The 22728-nt window shown below is 62.9% G+C and carries 20 protein-coding genes; 6 read left to right on the top strand and 14 right to left on the bottom strand.

Features of this window, described 5'->3' with window-relative positions:
- Positions 1-138: 138 nt before the first annotated feature.
- Entirely contained in the window at positions 139-651 is a 513-nt protein-coding gene (locus FIV38_RS02915) for a dihydrofolate reductase (RefSeq protein WP_092231169.1), read from the bottom strand.
- 69 nt (positions 652-720) lie between these two features.
- Between FIV38_RS02915 and FIV38_RS02910 the strand changes: the two genes are divergently transcribed.
- Together FIV38_RS02910 and FIV38_RS02905 are read left to right on the top strand one after the other, a co-directional pair.
- Positions 721-2100: a DUF2868 domain-containing protein gene (locus tag FIV38_RS02910; protein WP_092231172.1), complete on the top strand. Its 1380-nt coding sequence runs from the start codon at positions 721-723 to the stop codon at positions 2098-2100.
- Positions 2093-3460, top strand: coding sequence for a GTPase/DUF3482 domain-containing protein (locus FIV38_RS02905; protein WP_092231174.1), 1368 nt, complete (start codon positions 2093-2095; stop codon positions 3458-3460). The genes FIV38_RS02910 and FIV38_RS02905 overlap by 8 nt, the downstream gene beginning before the upstream one ends.
- Here the strand turns inward: FIV38_RS02905 and FIV38_RS02900 are convergent.
- The 7 genes from FIV38_RS02900 to FIV38_RS02870 form a co-directional block, all read right to left on the bottom strand.
- Entirely contained in the window at positions 3457-4011 is a 555-nt protein-coding gene (locus tag FIV38_RS02900) for a phosphonate degradation HD-domain oxygenase (protein ID WP_092231177.1), read from the bottom strand. The two genes, FIV38_RS02905 and FIV38_RS02900, sit on opposite strands and share 4 nt — an antisense overlap.
- Positions 4011-5144, bottom strand: coding sequence for a TIGR03364 family FAD-dependent oxidoreductase (locus FIV38_RS02895; protein WP_092231180.1), 1134 nt, complete (start codon positions 5142-5144; stop codon positions 4011-4013). Before FIV38_RS02895 ends, FIV38_RS02900 begins: the two co-directional genes overlap by 1 nt.
- A 132-nt stretch (positions 5145-5276) precedes the next feature.
- Positions 5277-6293 carry a putative 2-aminoethylphosphonate ABC transporter substrate-binding protein gene (locus FIV38_RS02890; RefSeq protein WP_092231183.1) on the bottom strand — a complete coding sequence of 339 codons (1017 nt, stop codon included), beginning with the start codon at positions 6291-6293 and terminating at the stop codon, positions 5277-5279.
- Positions 6294-6319: 26 nt separating this feature from the next.
- Complete coding sequence (locus FIV38_RS02885) at positions 6320-8044, bottom strand: putative 2-aminoethylphosphonate ABC transporter permease subunit (RefSeq protein WP_029289371.1); 1725 nt, start codon at positions 8042-8044, stop codon at positions 6320-6322.
- Between the two features lies 1 nt (position 8045).
- Positions 8046-9110: a putative 2-aminoethylphosphonate ABC transporter ATP-binding protein gene (locus FIV38_RS02880; protein WP_029289373.1), complete on the bottom strand. Its 1065-nt coding sequence runs from the start codon at positions 9108-9110 to the stop codon at positions 8046-8048.
- Between the two features lie 235 nt (positions 9111-9345).
- Positions 9346-10209 carry a LysR family transcriptional regulator gene (locus FIV38_RS02875; protein WP_029289375.1) on the bottom strand — a complete coding sequence of 288 codons (864 nt, stop codon included), beginning with the start codon at positions 10207-10209 and terminating at the stop codon, positions 9346-9348.
- Between the two features lie 16 nt (positions 10210-10225).
- The gene (locus FIV38_RS02870) at positions 10226-12475 is read right to left on the bottom strand and encodes a heavy metal translocating P-type ATPase (RefSeq protein ID WP_029289378.1); all 2250 of its coding nucleotides are present in this window, start codon (positions 12473-12475) and stop codon (positions 10226-10228) included.
- An 85-nt stretch (positions 12476-12560) separates the two neighbouring features.
- Between FIV38_RS02870 and cadR the strand changes: the two genes are divergently transcribed.
- Positions 12561-13010 carry a Cd(II)/Pb(II)-responsive transcriptional regulator gene (gene cadR, locus FIV38_RS02865; protein ID WP_029289380.1) on the top strand — a complete coding sequence of 150 codons (450 nt, stop codon included), beginning with the start codon at positions 12561-12563 and terminating at the stop codon, positions 13008-13010.
- A 130-nt stretch (positions 13011-13140) separates the two neighbouring features.
- Here cadR and FIV38_RS02860 read toward each other — a convergent pair whose 3' ends face one another.
- Entirely contained in the window at positions 13141-14112 is a 972-nt protein-coding gene (locus tag FIV38_RS02860; RefSeq protein ID WP_092231303.1) for a thymidylate synthase, read from the bottom strand.
- 51 nt (positions 14113-14163) lie between these two features.
- Positions 14164-14976, bottom strand: coding sequence for a prolipoprotein diacylglyceryl transferase (gene lgt, locus FIV38_RS02855; RefSeq protein WP_092231186.1), 813 nt, complete (start codon positions 14974-14976; stop codon positions 14164-14166).
- A 213-nt stretch (positions 14977-15189) separates the two neighbouring features.
- Here lgt and FIV38_RS02850 point away from each other — a divergent pair, with 213 nt between their 5' ends.
- Entirely contained in the window at positions 15190-15936 is a 747-nt protein-coding gene (locus FIV38_RS02850; RefSeq protein ID WP_092231187.1) for an NRDE family protein, read from the top strand.
- A 90-nt stretch (positions 15937-16026) separates the two neighbouring features.
- Here the strand turns inward: FIV38_RS02850 and ptsP are convergent, their stop codons facing one another.
- The gene (ptsP, locus tag FIV38_RS02845) at positions 16027-18306 is read right to left on the bottom strand and encodes a phosphoenolpyruvate--protein phosphotransferase (RefSeq protein WP_029289388.1); all 2280 of its coding nucleotides are present in this window, start codon (positions 18304-18306) and stop codon (positions 16027-16029) included.
- Between the two features lie 22 nt (positions 18307-18328).
- Positions 18329-18808, bottom strand: a complete 480-nt coding sequence (locus tag FIV38_RS02840; RefSeq protein ID WP_003176750.1) for an RNA pyrophosphohydrolase — start codon at positions 18806-18808, stop codon at positions 18329-18331.
- 143 nt (positions 18809-18951) lie between these two features.
- Between FIV38_RS02840 and FIV38_RS02835 the strand changes: the two genes are divergently transcribed.
- Positions 18952-19608: a histidinol-phosphatase gene (locus tag FIV38_RS02835; RefSeq protein ID WP_092231189.1), complete on the top strand. Its 657-nt coding sequence runs from the start codon at positions 18952-18954 to the stop codon at positions 19606-19608.
- Positions 19609-19735: 127 nt separating this feature from the next.
- On the opposite strand, the gene FIV38_RS02830 is transcribed toward FIV38_RS02835, so the two are convergent.
- Together FIV38_RS02830 and ilvA are read right to left on the bottom strand one after the other, a co-directional pair.
- The gene (locus FIV38_RS02830; protein WP_029289402.1) at positions 19736-20149 is read right to left on the bottom strand and encodes a DUF2269 family protein; all 414 of its coding nucleotides are present in this window, start codon (positions 20147-20149) and stop codon (positions 19736-19738) included.
- A gap of 40 nt (positions 20150-20189) precedes the next feature.
- Complete coding sequence (ilvA, locus tag FIV38_RS02825; RefSeq protein ID WP_029289404.1) at positions 20190-21704, bottom strand: threonine ammonia-lyase, biosynthetic; 1515 nt, start codon at positions 21702-21704, stop codon at positions 20190-20192.
- A 136-nt stretch (positions 21705-21840) separates the two neighbouring features.
- Between ilvA and rpiA the strand changes: the two genes are divergently transcribed.
- A complete protein-coding gene (rpiA, locus tag FIV38_RS02820) occupies positions 21841-22512 on the top strand; it encodes a ribose-5-phosphate isomerase RpiA (RefSeq protein WP_029289406.1) in 672 nt (223 codons plus the stop codon).
- Positions 22513-22728: the final 216 nt, after the last annotated feature.

Genomic DNA, 22728 nt, shown 5'->3' with positions numbered 1-22728 from the left:
GTGGAGAGGGGGCTTGTCCCCCGTTGGGCTGCGTAGCAGCCCCAGTAAGCCGAGTGCGCTGTATCAGATACTCTGTAGCGGCTGGTTTTGGGGCTGCTTCGCAGCCCAACGGGGGACAAGCCCCCTTGCCACAGAGAGCTAGGCCTTTTCCCAGACTTCGAAGTTGTACGCCGGCTTGTCGCCTTCTGCCGGATTCTGCACATTCGACACCAGCTTCCACCGGTTCAAGTCAAACTCCGGAAACCACGCATCCCCCTGCGGGCTCAACGCAACCCGCGTCAGATACAGGCGATCCGCCTGCTCCAGGCCCTGCGCATACAGCTGCGCGCCGCCGATCAGCATCAGCTCATCCACACCCTGCTCCAGCGCCCAGGCCTCGGCCCGCGCAACGGCTGCATCCAGTGAAGGAAAAACTTGCGCACCTTCAAGCTTAAGATCGGTCTGACGGCTGACCACAATGTTCAAGCGCCCCGGCAACGGTCGGCCCAGGGAATCCCAGGTCTTGCGCCCCATGATGATCGGCTTGCCCAGGGTGGTGGCCTTGAAATATTTGAAATCCCCCGGCAAATGCCAGGGCATGCTGTTGTCGACGCCGATCACGCGGTTTTCACCGAGGGCTGCGATCAGGCTTAAAGGGAGAGTTTTTTTCATGGCAACGAGAATACCAGAGGCGCGGGCCAGGGGTTATGCTCCAGGCTCACTGACACAACAGGACCGCGCGTGACAGCACTGAACCCTCTGCAAAAACTGTGGCTGACGGAAACCGTGCGCCTGCGTGAAGAACACGCCGGCCCCCTGGAAGACCAGGAAGCCAATCGCCTGGCCCGCAGCAACGGCGGCGACCTGCCGACACGTATTCAAAACCGTGCACTGTGGCTGGCCGAGCGCGACGGCCTGAGCGCCGCCCTGCTGCACTGGTTGCAAGGTGCGCGGCTGGCGCTGATCGCGCTGATGGTGCTGGCCGTGGTCAGCGGTGCCGGCCTGGCCTTCGCCGCCCTGGGCAACGGCCTGGCCCCGGTCAATGTGTTCTGGGCCCTGGGCAGCCTGCTGGGCTTGAACCTGATCCTGCTGCTGAGCTGGGCCCTGGGCCTGGTGTTTGCCGGCGAGCACAGCGCCAGCCTCGGCCGCCTGTGGTTGTGGCTCAGCGAAAAATTCGCCCGTGATGCCAAGGCCGCGCAACTGGCGCCAGCGTTGTTGTTGCTGCTGCAACGCCACAAGCTCAACCGCTGGGCGGTCGGTGTGCTGGTCAATGGCCTGTGGCTGCTGGCGCTGTGCAGCGCGCTGGTGATCCTGCTGACATTGATGGCCACCCGGCGCTACGGGTTTGTCTGGGAAACCACCATCCTCGGCGCCGACACCTTTGTCAGCGTGACCCAGGCCCTGGGCAGCCTGCCCGCCCTGCTCGGCTTCAGCGTGCCGACCGTCGAGATGATCCGCGCCAGTGGCGACTCTGCCCTCAATATCGAAAGCGCCCGCCAAGCCTGGGCCGCCTGGCTGGTGGGCGTATTGCTGGTCGACGGCCTGCTGCCCCGACTGCTCCTCGCCTTGCTCTGCCTATGGCGCTGGCGACGCGGGCGTGCCGCCTTGGGCCTGGACCTCAACCTGCCCGGCTACAGCCACTTGCGCGAAGCCTTGATGCCCAGCAGCGAACGCCTGGGTGTCAACGATGCAGCTCCAGAACAGTTGCATCACGTCAGCGGCGGCGCCAGCGAACTGCACAGCGATGGCGCCCTGCTGGTGGCCATCGAACTGGACGACCAACACCCCTGGCCGCCCAAACTGCCGGCCACGGTCAAAAACGCCGGCATCCTCGACAGCCGCGAATCACGCCACAAACTGCTGGAGCAACTGACCCGCTTCCCGCCCGCGCGCCTGGTGATCGCCTGCGACCCACGCCGCTCGCCGGATCGTGGCAGCCTGGCGCTGATCGGCGAACTGGCCCGCAGCGCCAGCGCCACCCGTGTCTGGCTGCTGCAAGCACCACCGGGCCAGGCGCTGGATGCCGAGCGCCTCGGCGATTGGCACACGGCCTTGCAGCAACTGGACCTGCCCTTCGCCGACTGCGCGCCACTCACCTGGCTGGAGACCGGTCATGACTAAACCCCTGAAACTGGCGGTGGTCGGCCACACCAACGTCGGCAAGACCTCGCTGCTGCGCACCCTGACCCGTGACGTGGGCTTTGGCGAAGTGTCCCACCGCCCCAGCACCACTCGGCATGTCGAAGGCGCGCGTTTGTCGGTCGACGGCCAAGCCTTGCTGGAGCTGTACGACACGCCAGGCCTGGAAGATGCCATCGCCTTGCTCGACTACCTTGAGCGCCTCGACCGACCGGGCGAACGCCTCGACGGCCCGGCTCGCCTCGCCCGTTTCCTGGAAGGCAGCGAAGCCCGTCAACGCTTCGAACAGGAAGCCAAGGTGTTGCGTCAGTTGCTGGCGTCCGACGCCGGTCTGTACGTGATCGACGCCCGGGAACCGGTGCTGGCCAAATACCGCGACGAGCTGCAAGTACTGGCCAGCTGCGGCAAGCCGCTACTGCCGGTGCTCAACTTTGTCAGCAGCAGCGACCACCGCGAGCCGGACTGGCGCGAAGCCCTGGCCCGCCTGGGCCTGCATGCACTGGTGCGCTTTGACAGCGTGGCGCCCCCCGAAGATGGCGAGCGACGGCTGTATGAAAGCCTGGCCCTGTTGCTGGAAAGCTCACGACCACAGCTGGAACGGCTGATCCTTGATCAGGAGGCTCAACGCCAGGCGCGCCAGCAAAGCGCCGCACGCCTGATCGCCGAGCTGCTGATCGACTGCGCCGCATGCCGGCGCAGTGTGGTCACCGAGGATGAACAGCAAGCCATCAGCGATCTGCGCAAAGCCGTACGCCAGCGCGAACAACGTTGCGTCGAAGCCCTGCTCAAGTTGTTCGGCTTCCGCCCGCAGGACGCTGCGGCCAGCGACCTGCCGTTGCTGGACGGGCGTTGGGGCGATGATTTGTTCAACCCCGAAACCCTCAAGCAACTGGGGGTACGGGTCGGCGGCGGGATTGCGGCGGGGGCAGCGGCCGGGGCCGGTGTGGACTTGCTGGTCGGCGGCCTGACCCTGGGCGCCGCCGCCCTCGCCGGAGCGATTGCCGGCGGCGCACTGCAAACCGCGCGCAGCTACGGCAGCCGCCTGCTGGGCAAGATCAAGGGCCAGCGCGAGCTGACGGTGGATGACAGCGTGCTGCGCCTGCTGGCCCTGCGCCAGCGCCAGTTGCTCAAGGCCCTAAACCTGCGTGGCCATGCGGCGATGCACAGCATCAAGGTCGACACCCCGCAGGACAAGACCTGGCGTGAAGGCAAGCTGCCGGACGCCCTGCACAAGGCGCGCGCCCATCCGCAATGGTCGTCGCTCAACCCTCACCCAAGGTTAAGCCAGGCCGAACGCCAGGAACAGATCGAAGCCCTGGCCCAGCGCCTGGACGAGGCTTAAGCCGCCAGCAATTGCCGGGCCTTGGCCTTCAGCACCTCAAGGTCCAGCACTGGCACGTGCATGTCCTTGGCCTGCTCATCCCAGTGGCGCATGCGCAGGCTCACCGCGCACAGCGGGTCCTGCTCGAACGCCCGGGCCTCATCGGCCGTCATCACTCCCCCCTGGTAGCCCAAGGTGCGGCGGCTGGCCTCGCTCAAGCGATGGTAATAGTCCGGCTGGCTGAAGGTCAGGTAGCGCTTGGCTTGTACGTGATATTCCACGAGTTTCGCCAGGCGCTCGCTGAAGCCGGCACGCCGTAGATAGTCGGCACCCAAGCGTTCATGGCTGACTACGCCGTAGCCGCCCATATTCTCGCCACCCTGCCCGCAGATATGCCCGATATCGTGGAAGAACGCCGCCAACACCACTTCATCGTCGAAGCCCTCGGCCATCGCCAACTGCGCGGCCTGGGACATATGCTCGATCTGCGACACCGGCTCGCCAATGTAATCGGCAGCGCCGTGCTGTTCATACAAAGCGAAGACTTCGGCGACCACCTGCTCAGCATTCATCACGCCTCTCCCCATAGCTCTGTGATATTGCCCTCGGCCAGCGCCGGCCCCACGCTCATGCCCACGCCGCTGTGCATCAAGGCGGCGCTGACCCCGTCGGCGGCGCGCAGGAACGAAAACGGCCCCGGCCCGCGGGAACCATAGACGCCCTGCCAGCGCTCCACGACCTGAATCTGGCAGCCCAGGGTCTGTTCTGCCAGCTCGATCATCCAGTTGTCCACCTGTTCGGCGTTGAACGGTGATGGATCGCTGCCGTAGTGGTGGGAATCACCAATGATCAACTCGCCATGGGGCGTCGGACTGATCAGCAGGTGGATGCCATTTTCATTCAAGTGCGGTGTGTCGCGCAGGATCTGCGCCTGCACGGGGGCAGCTTGCGGCAAGTCGGCGAAGGCGCCGTAGTGCACGCAGCTCAGGCCGGTCAGCAGGGCGTGTTGCAGATTCAACTCGACCTTGGGCCGCGCACGCAGCATTTGCAGGCGGCAGATTTGCGGTGTGAGTTGGGCGATCTGCTCGGCCAGCAGGGTCTGGTAGTCGTGGCCGGAGCAGACAATGATCTGCTCGCCGCGAAAGCTGCCGGCAGTGCTGTGTAGCTGACCGGGTTCGATGTCGCGTACCAGAGTGGAGAAGTGAAACTCTACCCGCAGTTCGCGGCGCAGGTAGTCGATCAGCGCCGGCAGCGCCTCACGGGAATACAGTTGCTGATCGTCCAGGCCATGCAGGGCGGCGCGGTGATGGCGGAACTGGCCGCCATACAAGTCGTTCATGGCTGCGCCTTGCAGCAGGTTGACGCGGTAGCCGTGCTCCTTGGCGCGCCCGGCGCAAAAGGCCTCCAGCAGATGTTCTTCGGCGTCGCTGCGGGCAAACAGGTAAGAGCCATTGCGCTTGAGTTGCAGGTTCGCCAGTTGTGCCCACTGGCCCCAGATCTCGCGGCTTTGCCGGGCCAGGTCAAGCATCTGCCCAGGCGGTTGGCCGGTAACCAGGGCCTGGCCGAAGTTACGCACCGAGGCACCCAGGGGCGTGGCCGTACGTTCGAAGACCTTGACCTTGAGACCGCGTTTGGCGGCGGCGTAGGCGTGGGACAGGCCGAGGATACCGGCGCCGACGATCAGCAAATCACTGTGGTGTGTCATGGTGTTCGCCCCCTGTAGGAGCGAGCTTGCTCGCGAAGAACTTGAGGGCGCAGCGTGGATTCTGACGGCCCGCGTTATCGTTCACGTTCTTCGCGAGCAAGCTCGCTCCTACAGTTTTAGAAACGGTTGAAGTTATTGTTTTTCCGACTTGCCGTCATAGCGCTTGCGCCATTCAGTCAGGATGTTGTCGCGGTTTTTCGAGGCCCAGGCAAAGTCGTTCTTGATCAGGCGCTGCTCGTAGTCCGCCGGCAATTCGGTCTGTGGCTTGGCGATTCCCGGCTGGGCCAGGACGGCAAAGTTTTCCTTGTACAACTCCATCGCCGCCGGGCTTGCAGAGAAGTCGGCGAGTTTCTGCGCCGCTTCCTGGTGGGCGGTGCCCTTGATCACCGCAGTGGCTTCAATTTCCCAGCCCAGGCCTTCCTTGGGCAAGACGATATCCAGCGGCGCGCCCTGGCGCTTCAACTGCACGGCCGGGTATTCGAAGGAGATACCGATCGGGAATTCGCCGGACGCCGCCAACTTGCACGGCTTGGAGCCGGAGTGCACGTACTGGCCGATGTTCTGGTGCAGGTCATCCATGTACTGCCAGCCCTGCTTCTCGCCGAAGGTCTGCAGCCAGGCGCTGACGTCGAGGAACCCGGTGCCGGACGACGCCGGGTTCGGCATGACGATCTTGCCTTTGTATTCCGGCTTGGTCAGGTCCTGCCAACTGATCGGCTTGCTCAGGCCCTGTTTTTCGGCTTCGACGGTGTTGAAGCAGATGGTCGCAGCCCATACGTCCATGCCGACCCAGGCCGGTGGGTTGGCGGCGTCGCGGTAGTTCTTGCCAATCTTGTCCAGGTCCTTTGGCGCGTAGCTTTGCAGCATGCCTTGCTGATCGAGGATCGCCAGGCTGGAAGCCGCCAGGCCCCACACCGCATCGGCTTGCGGGCGGGCTTTTTCCGCCAGCAGCTTGGCGGTGATGATGCCGGTGGAGTCCCGCACCCACTTGATCTCGACATCCGGGTTGGCCGCTTCGAAGGCTTTTTTGTAGGTCTTCAATTGCTCGGCTTCAAGGGCCGTGTACACGGTCAACTCGGTCTTGGCAGCAAAGGCATTCAGGCTGAACGCGGTGAGCACAGCAGCGGCGAGGGCCAGGGGCTTGAACATGGTGCGTTTCCTTGTGTGGGGCAGGGTTATTGACCGGGCGCGGTTTGGCGCCAGGCCTGGGAGCGGCGCAACAAGCCGCGTGAGGCCCACGCCAGCAGCAGCGAGACGCCGGCTGAAGTGAACAGAATCAGGGTCGACATGGCCGCCGCGCCGCCAACGTTGCCGGCGTCGTCCATGTTCAACACGGCGACTGCGGCGAGGATGGTGTCGGGGCTGTAGAGAAAGATCGCCGCCGACACAGTGGTCATCGCCGAGACAAACAGGTAGCGCAGGATGTCCAACAGCGCCGGCAGGCAGATCGGCACGGTGACCCGCAGATAGTGGCGGTACAACGGCGCCTTGAGCGACAGCGCGGCGGCTTCGAACTCGGCGTCGAGTTGGCGCAGGGCGGTGGTGGCGGTCATCTGCGCGGTGGTCAAATAGTGCGCAATGGTGCACACCACCAGCAGCGTCATGGTCCCGTAGAGCACATGCAGCGGGTTGCCGTTGAGGTTGAAAAAGAACACATAACCCAGGCCCAGCACCAAGCCCGGCACTGCCATCGGCACAAAACTGAGCATGCGCAGCGCCAGGTTGAGGCCTTTTTGCCCTTTGGTCTTTTCCATCAGGTAGGCGCCGGTGAAGATCAGCACACTGCCGATCAATGCGGTGCAAATCGCCATGGTCAAACTGTTGCGATAGGCCAGCCAGCCGCCGCCGGCGGTGTCGTTGAACTGGTAATGGTTGAGCGACAGCGACAGGTTGTACGGCCAGAATTTCACCAGCGACGAATACACCGCCATACCGAACACCAACAGCAGCACCGCGCAGATCAGCAACACAATCGCCAGGTAGCAGCCATCGCGCAGGCGCGACGGCGCCGGCTGGAACACTTGGGCGCGGCCACTCATGGAGTCGCCGTGGCGCCGGCGCAGCCAGGTATCCACCGCAAAACTGAGCAGCGCCGGCAGCAGCAACACCATGCCGATCAAGGCGCCGCGACCGAACTGCTGCTGGCCGACCACCGCCTTGTAGGCTTCCAGCGCCAGTACTTGATAGTCGCCGCCCACCACCACGGGCACGCCGAAGTCGGTGATGGTCAGGGTGAACACCAGGCAGAACGCGGCGAACACAGCCTGGCGCGTCGCCGGCCAGGTGATGCTGCGAAACGCCCGCGCGGGGCTGGCGCCCATGCTTGAGGCAGCATCGAACAGCCGCGCATCCGCCAAAGACAGCGCCGACAGCAGGATCATCAGGGCATGGGGAAAGGTGTAGATCACCTCACCGAGGACAATGCCCCAGAAGCCGTAGATGTTGTCTGACAGCAGGCCGCGCAACATGCCCTGGTTGCCGAACAGATACACCAGGGCGATGCCCGGCAACATCGAGGGCGCCATCAGCGGCAGCAATGACAGGCCACGCCAGAGCGTCTTGCCGGGGATCAGCGTACGTTGCAGGGCGTAGGCAAACAGGTAGGCCAGGGGTACGACGATGGCCGCAACGCTCAGGGAAACCTTCAGGCTATTGCCCAGCAGCCAGTGGAAGTTGGCGCTGGTCAGCAACTCGCGCGCCGCCACCAGCCCGCCGCCCTGGCCGTCTTCGGCGCTGAAGCCGCGCCAGAAGATCGCCAGCAACGGCAGCAGCACGGCGATGCCCAACAGGCACAGCAACAGCACCTTGCCGCCCACTACAAAGATGCGGTCACCGATTTCGGCACGGGAAACCTGGCGAGCCACGCGGCCGGGTACCGGCAGGGTCATATCGGCGGCCATCTCAGGCAAACACCTGCAGGCTGCGCGGCGGCAGCGCGACCCAAATATCCTGGGCGCCCAGGCGCGGCATGGCTTCCGGCGCCAGTTCGGCGAGCAGCGGATGGCCGGGCAACTGGTCCAGTTCAAAGCTCATGCGGCAACGGTTGCCGAGGAAGGTGATCTCGCGGACCTTGGCCGGGAACAGGTTTTCTTCGTGTACCGGCGGGTTGACGCTGATTGCTTCCGGCCGGCAGAACAGGCGGCCTGAGGCGGCCTTGCCGCTGTCTTCGGCCAGGCGCACGTTCATCCCGCCGACCTGGGCGTGGCTGGCGCTGTTGCGGCTGAACGGCAGCCAGTTGCCCTGGCCGACAAACTCGGCCACGAACGGCGTGGCCGGGCGATCATAAATCTCTTGAGGAGTGGCGTATTGCTCGACCTTGCCGTTGTTCATCACGGCGATGCGGTCGGCCATCAGCATGGCCTCGTCCTGGTTGTGGGTGACCATCAAGGTGGTGATGCCCAGGCGGCGTTGCAGTTGGCGCAGTTCGGTACACAGGTGCTCACGCACCCGGGCGTCGAGGGCTGACATGGGTTCGTCCAGCAGCAACAGCGACGGGGCCGGCGCCAGGGCGCGGGCCAGGGCGACCCGTTGTTGCTGACCACCGGACAGTTGGCCGGGGTATTTCTTTTCGCTGCCGGTCAGGCCGACCAGCTCCAGCATCTGCGCCACGCGCTTGCGCACTTCATCGCGGCCGCTACCGGTCAGGCCGTAGCCGATATTGGCCTCGACGCTGAGGTTGGGAAACAACGCGTAGGACTGGAACAGAATGCCGTAGTCCCGCGCCTGTGGTGCCAGTAGGGAAACATCGCGATCACCCAGGTACAGCTCGCCGCTGTCCTGGCGTTCCAGGCCGGCGATGCAGCGCAGCAAGGTGGTCTTGCCACAACCCGAGGGGCCGAGCAGGCACACCAGCTCACCGGCGGCGACGTCCAGGGACACATGGTCCAGGGCGGTAAAGGCGCCGAAGCGCTTCTGGATACCACGCACCTTCATCGGCGCGCCGGGGTTGAGCTGGGCTGTGTTCATGGTGGCACCTCATCAAACTGATGAAGGCCATGCTAGGGAGCAAATGCGTCCCTGGTGTGGCAGGAAGGCAAAAGCGGGTGATAGTGGTATTGGTGGATTTGGGTAGGGTTGTGGCGTTGTGGTGACTGGCCTGACGTTATCGCGGGCAAGCCCGCTCCCACATTTGGGGCTGTGAATACATGCAAATGTGGGAGCTGGCTTGCCTGCGATGGCGATTTCAAAGCCATCCACCTTTTCAGAGTGGCGACATTTCCTGCGCCAACCCCAGAAACGCCGCCGGCAACCGCGCACCTTTGCGCTCCTTGAGGCAATACAGATACTCCGGGATCTGCGGCGCATTCTCGATGGTCAGCACCCGCAATTGCGGATCATGGGGCACTTCCTGGCGGGCAATGATGCTGATGCCGATATTGCGCAGCACCGCCTCGCGAATCGACTCGCGGCTGCCGATCTCCAGCAGTGGCCCATAGCTTACGCCAGCGCCATCGAGCATCTCCTCGGTCAGGCGCCGGGTGGTGGAACCCGCTTCGCGCATCAACAGGGTGTGCCCCACCAACGCACTGAGTGGCACATGTTCCAGCGCGGCCAACGGGTGATTGCGATGCACCGCCAGCACCAGCGGGTCAGTGCCCAGCACCCGGCGGATCAGGCGAGGGTCTTCCAGCAGTTGCGAGGACGCGGCGACATCCACCCGGTAATCATCCAGCGCTTCGAGCACCTGCTGGGAATTGCCGATTTCCACCGCCACTTCCACGTGGGGCAAGCGTTCGCGAAAGGTCTTCACCAAGTCGAGGATGTAGTAAGGCGCGGTCGCGGCGATCCGCAAGGTGCCCTGGACCTGACCGCTGTTGCGCAGGAAAAACTCGATATCCGCTTCCTGCTGCAACAGCGCCTTGACCATCGGCAACAGCCGCGCGCCCTCGTCGCTGACGGTGAGGCGCCGGCCACCGCGATAGAACAGCTCAACCGAGTACTGGCTTTCCAGGTGGCGGATCTGGGTGGTCACCGTGGGTTGGCTCAGGCCGAGTTTCTTCGCCGCCTGGGTAATACTCCCCAGGCGGGCAACCATGTAAAACGCCTTCAGCTCGGCACTCAGCACACCACCCTCTCATCGACTATTTGCGCAACAGGCGCAGACCATTGAACACCACCAGCAGGCTGACGCCCATGTCGGCGAACACCGCCATCCACATGGTGGCCATGCCCAGGAAGGTCACTGCCAGGAAGATCGCCTTGATCACCAGCGCCAGGGCGATGTTCTGCTTGAGGATACTCGACGTTTGTCGCGACAAACGTATGAATGCCGGAATCTTGCGCAAATCGTCGTCCATCAGCGCCACGTCGGCGGTTTCGATGGCGGTGTCGGTGCCTGCGGCGGCCATGGCAAAGCCAATCTCCGCGCGGGCCAGGGCCGGGGCGTCGTTGATACCGTCGCCGACCATGCCAACCCGGTGGTTTTTGCCGTACAGATCCTCGATGGCTTTGAGCTTGTCAGTGGGCAGCAGGTCGCCTTGAGCCTGGTCGATACCCACCTGGGCGGCAATCGCCTGGGCGGTGTGGGTGTTGTCGCCGGTGAGCATCAGGGTCTTGATGCCAAGCTCGTGCAACTGCTCGATGGCTTCGCGGCTGCTGTCCTTGACCGTGTCGGCCACGGCGAACAGCGCCAGTGGGCCGGACTTGTCGAGCAGCAACACCACGGACTTGCCTTGTTTTTCCAGGGCGAAGAGTTTTTCTTCAAGGGCTGGCGAGCACAGGCCAAGTTCTTCCACCAGGCGGTGGTTGCCCAGGTGATAGACCTCGCCGTTGATCTCGCCACGTACCCCGCGCCCAGCCAGGGCCTCGAAGTTATCCACAGCGAGCAGCGCCAGGTTTTTATCCACAGCCGCGTTGGCGATGGCCAGCGACACCGGGTGGTCGGAGCGCCCGGCCAGGCTCGCGGCCAGGGCCGGGGCGTTGTCTTGGGTGGACAGCGCCAGGTAGTCGGTCTGTACCGGCTTGCCATGGGTGATGGTGCCGGTCTTGTCCAGGGCCAGGTAGTCCAGTTTGTAGCCGGCCTCCAGGTACACGCCGCCCTTGATCAGGATGCCTTTGCGCGCGGCCGCGGCCAGGCCACTGACGATGGTCACCGGAGTGGAAATCACCAGGGCGCATGGGCAGGCGACCACCAGCAGCACCAGCGCACGGTAGATCCAGTCGAACCACACCCCGCCCATGAACAGCGGCGGAATCAATGCCACGCCCAAGGCAAACAGGAATACCGCCGGGGTGTAGATTTTCGAGAAGCTGTCGACAAAGCGCTGGGTCGGCGCCCGCGAGCCCTGGGCCTGCTCCACCGCATGGATGATGCGCGCCAGGGTGGAGTTGTTGGCGGCGGCGGTCACCCGGTATTCCAGGGAACCGGCCTGGTTGATGGTGCCGGCGAAGACTTTATCGCCCACGGTCTTCTCGATCGGCAGGCTTTCGCCGGTGATCGGCGCCTGGTCGATGGTGGACTGGCCGGCGGTGACTTCCCCGTCCAGGCCAATGCGCTCACCGGGACGTACCCGCACGATGGCGCCCAGTTCAATGACTTTGACTTCCTGTTCGACCCAACTACCGTCAGCCTGGCGCACCGTGGCCTGTTCCGGTGTCATCTGCATCAGGCCGCTGATCGCGTTGCGCGCGCGGTCCAGGGACTTGGCCTCGATCAATTCGGCCACGGTAAACAGGAACATCACCATCGCGGCTTCCGGCCACTGGCCGATCAGGATCGCACCAGTCACGGCGATGCTCATCAGCGCGTTGATGTTCAGGTTGAGGTTCTTCAGGGCAATCCAGCCCTTTTTATAGGTAGTGAGGCCGCCGCTGAGGATCGACACCAGCGCCACCAGCGCCACCACCCAGGTCGGTGCAGCGTTGGTGAAATGGATCACCTCCGCTGCCAGCGCACCCACGCCGGAAAGGGCCAGCGGCCACCAGGGTTTCTTGGCAGCAGGCTCGGCGGCAGGCGCACCCTCTTCGATCGGATCGGCCTGCATGCCCAGGGATTTGATGGCCTCGATGATCGGTGCGGTGCTCGGCAAATCGTGGGTCACGCCGAGGATGCGGTTGATCAGGTTGAACTCCAGTTGCTGCACACCGGCCAGCTTGCCCAGCTTGTTCTGGATCAGCGTCTGCTCGGTGGGGCAGTCCATGGCTTCGATGCGGAAAGTGCTCAGCCGCGCGTTGGCGCTGGGCGCTTCGGTCAACGTCACCAGAGAAGGCGCAGCCGCGCCGGAACAGCAGGAGCCGCCATGATCGTGCTTTTGCACAGGCTGCAGTTTTTCGCCGTGATCATGATCGTGATCGTGGTCATGCTTATGCGGGGTGTGAATGGAATCGCTCATTGTCTCGCGTCCGTGAAGGTGCCTGTTGCCAAGTAAAGACCCTGTAGCCACTATAGGGTCAAGCACCCTTTTGGAGATTGCTGCGATGAAGATCGGCGAACTGGCAAAACTGACCGACTGCCCGGTGGAAACCATCCGCTATTACGAGAAGGAAGGCCTGCTGCCGCCCCCGGCGCGCAGTGAGGGCAACTACCGGCTGTACACCCAGGCGCACACCGAGCGCCTGACCTTTATCCGCAACTGCCGCAGCCTGGACATGACCCTGGAAGAGATCCGCAGCCTGCTGGGCCTGCGCGACAGCCCCCAGGACCAGTGTGAAAGCGTCAATGCGCTGATCGACGAGCACATCCATCACGTCAAGGCGCGGATTGATGGGTTGTTGGCCCTGCAGGAACAATTGATCGACCTGCGCCAGCGCTGTGGCGAAGGGCCGGAGATTGACCAGTGCGGGATTTTGCAGCGGTTGGAGGTCAGTGGGAGTGTGGCGGCCAGTGAGGCGGAGCATTCACATGTGGGTAGAAGCCACGGCCACTAACTAATGTGAACGCCAACCAAATGTGGGAGCGGGCTTGCCCGCGATAGCGGTGGACCAGTCAATTAAGATGTCGACTGATACACCGCTATCGCGGGCAAGCCCGCTCCCACATTTTTTGACCGCGTTGAGATCAGACCGCCATCGGCGCGGTCATCGGCGCATGGTGCTCATAGCCTTCGAGCGAAAAGTCGCCCGGCTCGATCAATTCCAGCCACTGCGGCTGGTACACCCCAGTCTTGGCAAACTCCGGCACACGCTCGCTGATCACCAGCTTCGGCGCGGCGAATGGCTCGCGCTTGAGCTGTTCGTTGAGCATGTCCAGGTGGTTTTCGTAGACGTGCGCATCACCGATGAAATAGGTGAACCAGCGCGGCGTGTAGCCAGTCAGGCGGCCGATCAGGCTCAGCAGCGCGGCGCCTTCGGTGAGGTTGAACGGCGTGCCCAGGCCCAGGTCGTTGGAGCGGATGTAGAGGGTCAGGGAAATCTCCTTGGTCTCGACATTCGGGTGGAACTGGTACAGCAGGTGGCACGGCGGCAAGGCCATTTCATCGAGCTGGGCGCAGTTCCAGCCGTGGAACAGGATGCGCCGGCTGCCCGGGTCCTTGATGATGGTGTCGACACACTGGCGGATCTGGTCGATGGCCTTGTACAGCACCACGTAGGCCTGGCCATCTTCCTCGCCTTCGGCGATCTGGCGATAGCCCTGGGCCAGGGTCTGCTCGATAGCGGCATGGTTGCTCAACGGGATCTGCTTGTACGCCGGCCACTTGCGCCATTGCACGCCGTAGATCTCGCCCAGGTCGTCCTCGCCCTGGCGGAACGGGTTGGCCAGCCACTGCGCGTTTTCGTTAGCGTTCTGGTCCCAGACCTTGCAGCCCAGGGCGCGGAATTCGGCGGCGTTGTTCACCCCGCGCAAAAAGCCGCACATCTCGCCAATCGCCGACTTGAAGGCCATTTTGCGGGTGGTGATGGCCGGGAAACCTTCCTGCAGGTCAAAGCGCAACATCGCACCAGGGAAGCTGATGGTGTTCACGCCCGTGCGGTTGGCCTGCTTGGTGCCGTTGTTGATGACGTGGGAAACCAGCTCGAGATATTGCTTCATGACATTACCTGTATCGGTGAAGCCGAGGCCCATAGGCCTCGACGTTCGAATTTATAGCGCGGTGCTCTTGATCGCCTGCGGGCGATTGTAAGCCCACCAGAGCATGCCCAGGCCTGCGAGGATCATTGGGATGCTCAGCACCTGGCCCATGGTCAGCCAGCCGAACGCCAGGTAGCCCAGTTGCGCATCCGGCACCCGCACGAACTCGACGATAAAGCGGAAGATCCCGTAGAACAGGGCGAACATCCCGGAAACCGCCATGGTCGGGCGCGGCTTGCGCGAGAAGATATAGAGGATCAGGAACAGCGCCACGCCTTCCAGGGCGAACTGGTACAGCTGCGATGGGTGGCGCGGCAGTTGCGCCGGGTCGCTGAACGGCGGGAACACCATGGCCCACGGCACGTCGGTCGGCTTGCCCCACAATTCGGCGTTGATAAAGTTACCGATCCGCCCGGCACCCAGGCCAATCGGCACCATCGGCGCGACGAAGTCCATCAACTGGAAGAATGACTTGCCGTTGCGCCGGCCAAACCACCAGGCCGCGAGCATCACGCCGATAAAGCCGCCGTGGAACGCCATACCGCCCTTCCACACCTCGAAGATCAGGGTCGGGTTGGCCAGGTACGCGCTCAAGTCGTAGAACAGCACATAGCCCAGGCGACCACCGACGATCACCCCCATCGACATCCAGAACACCATGTCGGAGAGCTTCTCCTTGGTCCAGGTCGGGTCGAAGCGGTTCAGGCGCCGAGAAGCCAGCAGCCAGGCACCGCCGATGCCGATCAGGTACATCAACCCGTACCAGTGGATTTTCAGCGGACCGATGGCCAGGGCCACCGGGTCGATCTGCGGGTAAGGCAGCATTGCGACTCCTCGTTAAATCATTCGTTATTGCGCACGGACCATGCCGGTGGGCGATTAAGCCTGCGTTACAGCAGTTCGATCAAATGAAGAAGTTCGCCCCCACGCCAAGCAGCCTGGCATGTTAACGGATGGGAGGCATCTGGCCCAACTTCGATACGATGGATAGCCGGCGGTTCTATGGGTAGAGTGAACAAAACACAAAAGGATCGCCTTATGTGCCTGATTGTTTTCGCCTGGCGGCCGGGCCACGCCCAGCCGCTGATCGTCGCGGCCAACCGTGACGAATTCTACGCCCGGCCCAGCCTGCCCCTGGCCCAGTGGCCGGATGCACCGCAGGTTTATGCCGGCCGCGACCAGGAAGCGGGTGGCACCTGGCTGGGGATCGGTGCCGATGGGCGGTTTGCCGCGCTGACCAATATCCGCGACCCGCACCAGCCACCGGCGCGCAAGTCCCGGGGCGAGCTGGTGGCGCGCTTTCTCAATGGTTCCCTACCGGTTGATGACTATTTAGCCGATGTTAACGGCAGATCGATTGAATATGCCGGGTTCAACCTGTTAATCGGCACGCGGGATGAGTTATGGCATTACAACGCCAATGAGTCGACGCCCACGCAACTGATGAACGGGATCTATGGGTTATCCAATGCCGGGCTGGACACGCCGTGGCCCAAACTGCTCAAGGCCAAGGCCGCGCTGGCCGAAGTGCTGGACGATCCCCATCCTGAAGCCCTGCTGGGGATTTTGAGCGACCCGCAGACCGCACCGTTTGCCGAGCTGCCGGATACCGGGGTCGGGCTCGCCACCGAGAGTTTGTTGTCGAGTGTGTTTATCGCCAGCCCCAGTTATGGAACACGGGCGAGTACCGCACTGATTGTGCATGCCGATGGGACGCGGCGGATGGTGGAACGTAGCTTCGGGCCCCATGGTGGGCGACTCGGCGAGGTAGACATCAACCTGTAGGAGCGAGCTTGCTCGCGAAAAACCTGAGCGCGACACGTTTAATCAGCGGGTACGCGTCATCGTTGACGTTTTTCGCGAGCAAGCTCGCTCCTACAGGGTTTTCGTCGCCGTCGGATTGATCATCCGCGCCAACCCCAGGCTTTTCAGGGCCAACTGCAGCGAGCTGTGGATAACTTGCGGGTTGTCGATGGTCATCAACTCCGCCAACAGCTCCTTGGCCTTGCTCAGGTTGATCTGGCGCAGCATCCACTTGACCTTCGGCAGGTTGGTGGCGTTCATCGACAGGCTGTCAAAGCCCATGGCCATCAACAGCACCGCCGCTGCCGGATCACCGGCCATTTCCCCACAGATACTCACCGGCTTGCCTTCAGCATGGGCGTCGCGCACCACGTGTTGCAGGGCTTGCAGCACTGCCGGGTGCAGGTAGTCGTAGAGGTCGGCCACCCGTGGGTTGTTACGGTCCACGGCCAGCAGGTACTGGGTCAGGTCGTTGGAGCCCACCGACAGGAAGTCCACCTGCCGCGCCAGTTCCTTGGCCTGGTACACGGCTGCCGGAATTTCGATCATTACGCCAATCGGAGGCATCGGCACATCGGCGCCCTCGTCGCGCACTTCGCCCCAGGCCCGGTGGATCAGGTGCAGGGCCTCTTCCAGTTCGTGGGTGCCGGAGATCATCGGCAGGAGGATACGCAGGTTGTTCAGGCCTTCGCTGGCCTTGAGCATGGCGCGGGTCTGGACGAGGAATATTTCGGGGTGGTCGAGGGTAACGCGGATGCCGCGCCAGCCAAGGAAGGGGTTGTCTTCCTTGATGGGGAAATAAGACAGTGACTTGTCGCCGCCGATGTCCAGGCTGCGCATCGTCACCGGTAACGGATGGAAGGCGGACAGTTGCTCGCGATAGATCGCCAGCTGCTCCTTCTCGCTCGGGAAACGTTGGTTGATCATGAACGGCACTTCGGTGCGGTACAGGCCCACCCCTTCAGCGCCACGTTGTTGAGCACGCGCCACGTCCGCCAGCAGGCCAGTGTTGACCAGCAGCGGTACACGGTGGCCGTCGAGGGTCACGCAGGGCAGTTCGCGCAGGGCATCGAGACCCTGGGACAGCTGGCGCTCCTCCTCTACGACTTCGGCGTACTGCTTGCGCAGCAACTCGCTGGGGTTGGTGAAAACCTCGCCCCGATGCCCGTCGACGATCATCGAGATGCCGTCGACCTTGGAATACGGCAGGTCCACCAGGCCCATTACCGTCGGGATACCCATGGCCCGGGCCAGGATCGCCACGTGGGAGTTGCCCGAACCCAATACCGAGACCAGGCCCACCAGTTTGCCTTCCGGCACTTCGCCGAGCATGGTGGCGGTCAGTTCTTCACTGATCAGGATGGTGTTGTCGGGGTACACCAGGTTGGTGGTGCGGTCTTCCTGCAGGTAGGCCAGCAGGCGCCGGCCCAGGTCGCGCACATCCGAGGCGCGCTCGCGCAGGTAGGCGTCGTCCATCAGCTCGAAGCGGTTGACGTGATCGGTGACCACCTGGCGCAGCGCGCCCTGGGCCCATTGGCCGGTCTTGATCACGGTCTTGACTTCGTTGCCCAGGGACGCGTCGTCGAGCATCATCTGGTACACGTCGAACAGCGCCCGTTCTTCGGGGCGCAACTGGGTGGCCAGTTTGGTCGACAGGTTGCGCATGTCGGCGCGCACCCCTTCCAGGGCGGTCTTGAACAGTTTGATTTCCGCATCGATGTCGTCGATGGACTTGTCCGGCACCACATCCAGGTCTGCCGGCGGCAGCATGACCACCGCAGTACCGACCGCAGCGCCCGGTGAACCCGGCACGCCAACGAACTTGGCCTCCTGGATGCCCTTGCCCTGGCGACCCAGGCCGCGAATCGAGCCGGTGGCCTCGGCATGGGCGATAACCCCGGCCAGCTGCGCGCTCATGGTCACGAGGAAGGCTTCTTCACCTTCATCGAACTGGCGGCGTTCTTTCTGTTGGATGACCAATACGCCGACAACGCGGCGGTGGTGGATGATCGGGGCGCCGAGGAAGGAGGCGTAGCGTTCTTCGCCGGTTTCGGCAAAGTAGCGATAACGCGGGTGATCGGCCGCGTTCTCAAGGTTCAGGGGTTCTTCACGCGTCCCCACCAGGCCCACCAGACCTTCATTGGGCGCCATGCTGACCTTGCCGATGGAGCGCTTGTTCAAGCCCTCCGTGGCCATCAGCACAAAACGGTTGGTCTCGGGGTCCAGCAGGTAAACCGAGCAGACCTGGCTGCCCATGGCTTCCTTGACGCGCAACACAATAATCCCCAACGCCGCCTTGAGATCCTTGGCGGAGTTAACTTCCTGGACGATCTTGCGCAGCGTATTGAGCATGGCTCGGGGTCGAACTCCGTCGTCAGTCGCGCGCTAAAAGGCGCGGGGCAAGCTCTTTGAGAGCGCGACGATAAACCTCGCGCTTGAATGTCACCACCTGGCCCAACGGATACCAATAACTGACCCAGCGCCAGCCATCGAACTCCGGTTTACCGGTCAAATCCATCCGCACCCGCTGCTCATTGGAGATCAGGCGCAGGAGAAACCACTTTTGCTTCTGGCCGATGCACAGTGGTTGGCTGTGGGTACGCACCAGGCGTTGCGGCAAACGATAGCGCAACCAGCCTCGGGTACAGGCGAGAATTTGCACATCTTCGCGTTCCAGGCCTACTTCTTCGTTCAACTCGCGGTACAAGGCGTCTTCAGGGGTTTCGTCGGGGTTGATCCCGCCCTGGGGAAACTGCCAGGCATCTTGGTTGATACGGCGAGCCCATAGCACCTGTCCGGCATCATTCGTAAGAATAATCCCGACATTTGGACGGAAACCATCGGGGTCGATCACGGCAACAACCTCGCAAACGCATGTCGCCGCATTGTTCCACAAAGCTTGTTGCAGCGGCAACGAGGCTGCTTACCTTATGTGCACTCTTGTGAAAAGACCGTATTCTGGACGCCTTTTTACAGACTTTTCAGCGAGTAACCGCAATGCGCCTGGCTTTATTCGACTTGGACAACACGCTTTTGGGCGGCGACAGTGACCACGCCTGGGGTGATTACCTGTGTGAGCGCGGCATCCTCGATGCCGTTGCCTACAAAACCCGCAACGACGAGTTCTACCAGGATTACCTGGCCGGCAAGCTGGACAACGCCGCGTACCTGAACTTCAGCCTGGAAATCCTCGGCAACACCGAGATGGCCCAACTCGACGAATGGCACCGCGACTTCATGCGCGACTGCATCGAACCGCTGATGCTGCCCAAGGCGGCTGAACTGCTGGCCAAGCACCGCGCCGCCGGTGACACGCTGGTCATCATCACCGCCACCAACCGCTTTGTCACCGCGCCGATTGCCGCACGTTTGGGGGTTGAAACCCTGATCGCCACCGAGTGTGAGATGGCCGATGGCCGCTACACTGGGCGCAGCACGGATGTTCCGTGCTTTCGCGAGGGCAAGGTGACGCGCTTGAATCGATGGCTGGAAGAGACCGGGTATAGCCTGGAGGACAGCTATTTCTACAGCGATTCGATGAACGACCTGCCGTTACTGGAGCAGGTGACTCACCCGGTGGCGGTGGATCCGGATGCGAATTTGCGGGCAGAGGCCCAGAAGCGTGGATGGCCGGTAATCAGCCTGCGCAGCTGACAACGCCTTCGCGAGCAAGCCCGCTCCCACACTCAACCGAGTTCCACCTTTGGAATGCGGTCGAGTGTGGGAGCGGCGGTGCGACGATTCGACTTGCTCGCGAATGAGGCCAACTCGGTCTCAAGTGTTAAACAGGCTTAGCCCCCATCAACCCGGCAATCGCCACAAACCCCACCAGGCTGACAACCGCCAGGGCCAGGGTGAATTTCGCGCTGCCCGTACCCCCCAGGCGCAGGCGATTGAGGCGCACCACCAGCCAGAACCAGGCCAGCGCCGCCACGCTATAGATCACGCTGGAGCCCAGGATCCATGTCTGCCCCAATGGCCAGCCGATCAGGTGCACCAGCCACCAGCCGGTGAATGGCATGCTCACCAGGCTTACGCCCATCAACAACCACACAAACAGCCATGGCCGTTGCAATGTAATCGCCGGCCCGGCTGCGCGCTTGCGCCAGCTCAGCACCGCCAGGGCCAGGCCGCTGGCCAATAGCAGCACCGTTGCCACCATATGGATGGTCTTGAGGGTTGTCAGATATTCCATGCTCTCGATTCCTTAAAGGCCGCCCAATCAGCGTAGTCGCTCAACCGAGGAACAGTTGATAGGCCGGGTTGTCACTTTCATCCCAATACGGGTAGCCAATGGCTTCCAGCGCCGCCGGCACCAGGTGCCGCTCGTTGGCTGGCACTTGCAGCCCCGCGACCACCCGACCGTCAGCCGCGCCGTGGTTGCGATAGTGGAACATCGAGATGTTCCAGCGACCGCCCAATTTGTTAAGAAAGTTGAACAAGGCTCCCGGACGTTCCGGGAATTCGAAACGGAACACCACTTCATTGCTGACATGCGCCGCATGCCCACCGACCATATGGCGGATATGCAGCTTGGCCAGCTCGTTCTCGGTCAGGTCCAGCACCGGGAAACCCTGCTCGGTCAGGCTCGCAATCAGTGCGCTGCGCGGGTCGTTTTCCGGGTGGGTCTGCACCCCGACAAAAATATGCGCCTCGCTGCCGGAGTGGTAGCGGTAGTTGAATTCTGTGATCTGGCGCTTGCCCACGGCCTCGCAGAAGGCCTTGAAGCTGCCTGGGCGCTCGGGGATGGTCACGGCGATGATCGCTTCACGGCCTTCGCCCAACTCGGCGCGCTCGGCCACATGGCGCAGGCGGTCGAAGTTGACGTTGGCCCCGGAATCAATGGCAACAAAGGTCTGGCCGCTGACGCCACGGGTCTCCACGTACTTCTTGATCCCGGCCACGCCCAAGGCCCCTGCCGGCTCGGTGATGGAGCGGGTGTCGTCGTAGATATCCTTGATTGCCGCGCAGATTTCATCGGTGCTGACGGTGATGACTTCATCGACATAGTCTTTGCAGATATCGAAGGTGTGCTGGCCGATCTGCGCCACCGCTACGCCATCGGCAAAGATCCCCACAGCTGGCAGTACCACGCGCTCGCCCGCGGCCATGGCGGCTTGCAGGCAGTTGGAGTCGTCCGGCTCGACGCCGATGATCTTGATCTCCGGGCGCAGGTACTTCACGTACGCGGCGATACCGGCGATCAGGCCGCCGCCACCGACCGGGACGAAAATCGCGTCCAGCGGCCCCGGATGCTGGCGCAGAATCTCCATCGCCACGGTGCCCTGCCCGGCAATGGTGTGCGGATCATCGTAGGGGTGAATGTAGACGTAGCCTTTTTCGTCGACCAACTTCAGCGAATACGCCAGCGCTTCCGGGAAGGAGTCGCCATGCAGCACCACTTTGCCGCCACGGGAACGCACGCCTTCAACCTTGATTTCCGGGGTGGTCTTGGGCATCACGATCGTGGCCTTGACCCCCAGCACCTTGGCCGCCAGGGCCAGGCCCTGGGCATGGTTACCGGCCGAGGCGGTGACCACGCCACGCGCGCGTTCTTCAGCGGTCAGTTGGGTCAGCTTGTTGTAGGCACCGCGAATCTTGAAGGAAAACACCGGCTGCAAGTCTTCGCGCTTGAGCCAGACCTTGTTGCCCAGGCGCTCGGAGAGCTGGCGGGCGGTCTGCAACGGGGTTTCCACGGCAACGTCGTAAACGCGCGAGGTGAGGATCTTTTTGACGTACTGTTCGAGCATCGGAAAGCATCACTGGGCGGGTTGGGCAGGGCCGAGGAGTCTAACCCGCCTTTTGGCCGGACGACCACACGAATCCAGAGGTTTTGTTGGGTTATACTCGCGCCCCTCTTTACTCCCCGCCCGTTCCGGAGCCCGCATGACCCAGGATCAACTCAAACAGGCAGTAGCCCAGGCCGCCGTCGATTTAATCCTTCCTAAACTCGACGATAAAAGCATCGTCGGTGTTGGCACCGGCTCCACCGCCAATTGCTTTATCGACGCGCTGGCCCTGCACAAGGGCGCGTTCGACGGCGCCGTGGCCAGTTCCGAAGCCACCGCCGCGCGCCTCAAGGGCCATGGCATTCCGGTGTACGAGCTCAATACCGTGAGCGACCTGGAGTTCTACATCGACGGCGCCGATGAAAGCGACGAGCACCTGAACCTGATCAAGGGCGGCGGCGCAGCCCTGACCCGCGAGAAAATCGTCGCGGCCGTGGCCAAGACCTTTATCTGCATCGCCGACGCCAGCAAACTGGTGCCGGTACTGGGCAACTTCCCGCTGCCGGTAGAAGTGATCCCCATGGCCCGCAGCCACGTGGCCCGCGAGCTGGTAAAACTGGGCGGCGACCCGGTGTACCGCGAAGGCGTGCTGACCGACAACGGCAACATCATCCTCGATGTGTTCAACATGCAGATCACCAACCCGGTGGAGCTGGAGACCCAGATCAATGCGATCGTCGGCGTGGTCACCAACGGGTTGTTCGCCGCGCGCCCTGCGGATGTGCTGCTGCTGGGGACCAGTGAAGGCGTGAAAACCCTCAAGGCCTAAGTACACGCAGAACCCCTGTGGGAGCGGGCTTGCCCGCGAATGCGGCGTGCCAGTCACCGAACTTGCTGGCTGACACACCGCATTCGCGAGCAAGCCCGCTTGTATGTTTAGACTTGAAGGGGTGGGCGGCGACTAAAAGCCCGATTCCGACTCTAGCCAGTACGGACCGTGGGAGACTTCTCGTCCCGCCCTTTCTACCCTAAGCGCCGATAAGGA

Origin of the sequence: Pseudomonas proteolytica, from assembly GCF_007858275.1 — a bacterium.
Taxonomy (GTDB): domain Bacteria; phylum Pseudomonadota; class Gammaproteobacteria; order Pseudomonadales; family Pseudomonadaceae; genus Aquipseudomonas; species Aquipseudomonas proteolytica.
The sequence above is the reverse complement of the archived record's forward strand: the minus strand, read 5'-3'. Positions and strand labels throughout refer to the sequence as shown.